This window comes from Gemmatimonadaceae bacterium (genome assembly GCA_035633115.1).
Lineage (GTDB): Bacteria > Gemmatimonadota > Gemmatimonadetes > Gemmatimonadales > Gemmatimonadaceae > UBA4720.
The window spans coordinates 1-2,281 of the sequence record DASQFN010000043.1 but is presented as its reverse complement, the minus strand read 5'-3'; the positions used below and the strand labels follow the sequence as shown (position 1 = coordinate 2,281).

Annotated in this window: 1 protein-coding gene; it reads left to right on the top strand. The window is 57.5% G+C overall.

What is annotated here, in order from left to right:
• Position 1: 1 nt before the first annotated feature.
• On the top strand, positions 2–2,281 hold a 2,280-nt coding region (locus VES88_03565; GenBank protein ID HYN80554.1), incomplete at its 3' end, for an efflux RND transporter permease subunit.

Sequence of the window (2,281 nt, the reverse complement as noted above, 5' to 3'; positions counted from 1 at the left end):
TATCCGGCGTCCGGTCTTCGCGACGATGATTGTGCTTTCGCTGGTCGTCGTTGGTGCGGCCAGTTTCTTCCGTCTGGGCGTCGATCGCTTTCCTTCCGTCGATCTTCCCACAGTGAGTGTGCGCACCGCTCTCCCGGGCGGAGCTCCCGAAGAAGTTGAGTCATTAATTACGCAGCAGATCGAAGAAGTCGTTAACACGGTCGACGGAATTGACGAATTGCGCTCAATTTCGAGCCAGGGCACTTCCTTCGTCATTGCTACCTTCAAGCTCGATCGCAATTTGGAGACTGCCGCCCAGGACGTGCGTGACCGCGTCAGCACCCTCGGACGGCGATTGCCGGACGATGCCACACCGCCGGTAGTGCAGAAGTTTGATAACGACAGTACCCCAGTAGTGACGATAGCTCTCACTGCCGATAGGTCTATTCGTGAACTTACCGAACTGGCGGACAAGACCGTGCGCGTTCAGCTCGAGCGCGTGGGTGGCGTCGGCGAGGTGCGCGTCGTGGGCGGACTGCAGCGCGCCATTAATATCTGGATCGATGCGGAGCGACTTGCAGCCTATCAGATTCCCATCACTGCCGTCCGGCAGGCCTTAGCACGGCAGAACGCAGATGTTCCCGGTGGGAATGTGGACACGGGACGCGAAGAGCTAGTGCTGCGAACGCTCGGTCGCTATTCCGACCCTCGCGCCTTTGATGATCTCGTGGTGGCCAATATTAATGGCTCGCCGGTTCGCCTCCGCGACGTAGGCAGGGTGGAAGACGGAACTAAAGAGCAGAGGTCGGTTTCCCGCCTGAATGGCGTGCCGACGGTCTCCCTGGAGATTCGGCGTCAGTCAGGGGCAAATACGATCGAGGTTATCCAGGGGCTCAAGAGGGAGCTGCCGCGTGTGGCATCTCAGCTTCCCGAAGACGTCAAGCTCGAAGTCATTCGCGACCAGTCGCGTTACATCGAATCCGCCCTGCATGAAATTGAGACCCATTTGATCCTGGGCAGTATTCTCGCGAGTCTGGTCGTCTTTCTCTTCATGCGCTCCTGGCGCTCAACGCTGATAGCGGCAGTGGCCATTCCCTGCTCGGTTATTTCCACTTTCGCCATGATGAGAATGCTCGACTTCACGCTCAACAGCGTGACGATGCTGGCTCTGGTGTTGATGGTCGGCGTCGTGATTGACGATGCCATCGTCGTCTTGGAGAACATTTTCCGGTTCATCGAAGAGAAGCGGATGAATGCAAAGGAAGCGGCGAAAGAAGCAACGCGCGACATCGGCCTCGCAGTGCTGGCAACGACGCTTTCGCTGGTTGTGATCTTTCTTCCTGTCTCCTTCATGTCATCGATCTCCGGCCGCTTTCTATATCAGTTTGGCATTACGGCCGCCGTCGCGATCATGGTTAGTCTGCTGGTCTCTTTCACGCTCACACCGATGATGAGTTCGCGTCTGATTCGCGTCGATGATGCCAAGGGTGGTCATGGTTCACCTGCTTCCCGACGTGGCTTCTATCGCTGGATCGACTCTGGTTACTCGCGCCTGCTCGCTTTTGCCATGCACCATCGACTGGCGGTCTCGGTCATGGCTTTGGCGGTGATCCTTTCCAGCATCCCACTTTATCGGGCAGTCAAACAGGAGTTCATTCCAACCAATGTGGACGAGGCGGAGTTTGAGGTAAACATCAACGGTCCGGAAGGCACTAATCTGGCCGTGATGAATGAGGGCATGCAGGCAATCGAGACGGAGATTCTTGCCACACCCGGTGTGCGCCTCGTGCTCTCGAACGCGGGCGGGGGCTTTATTGGAGGCGTGAACCAGGGGGGCGCATACGTGCGCATTGCGCCCCACGAGGAGAGAACGGTTTCGCTGACACGGCTGTGGAAAGAAACCAAAAAGGGAAATCCGCTCAACGCATTCCGAGGCAACTATAGTCAACAGGACGTGATGCAGGAGGTGCGCAGTCGCTTGCGGAAATTTGCGCCGCTGCGTGCTGGCGTCCGCAACGCACCGTCGTTCAACTTTGGCGCCGGTGGGCGCTATGACATCGACTTTGTTTTTCGCGGTCCTGAGATTCAGGCCCTGTCAGCATATGCAGATGACCTGGTAAAAAGGTCTGAGAAGCTGGGCGGCATTGTTGACGCTGACACGTCGCTGAAACTCAACAAGCCGGAGTTGCGAGTGGCAATCGATCGCGAGCGAGCGGCGGACCTCGGCGTCGACACCTCGGATATTGCCACCAGCCTGCGGGTAATGGTGGGCGGCGATGAAGAAGCCTCGCGATTCAGAGAT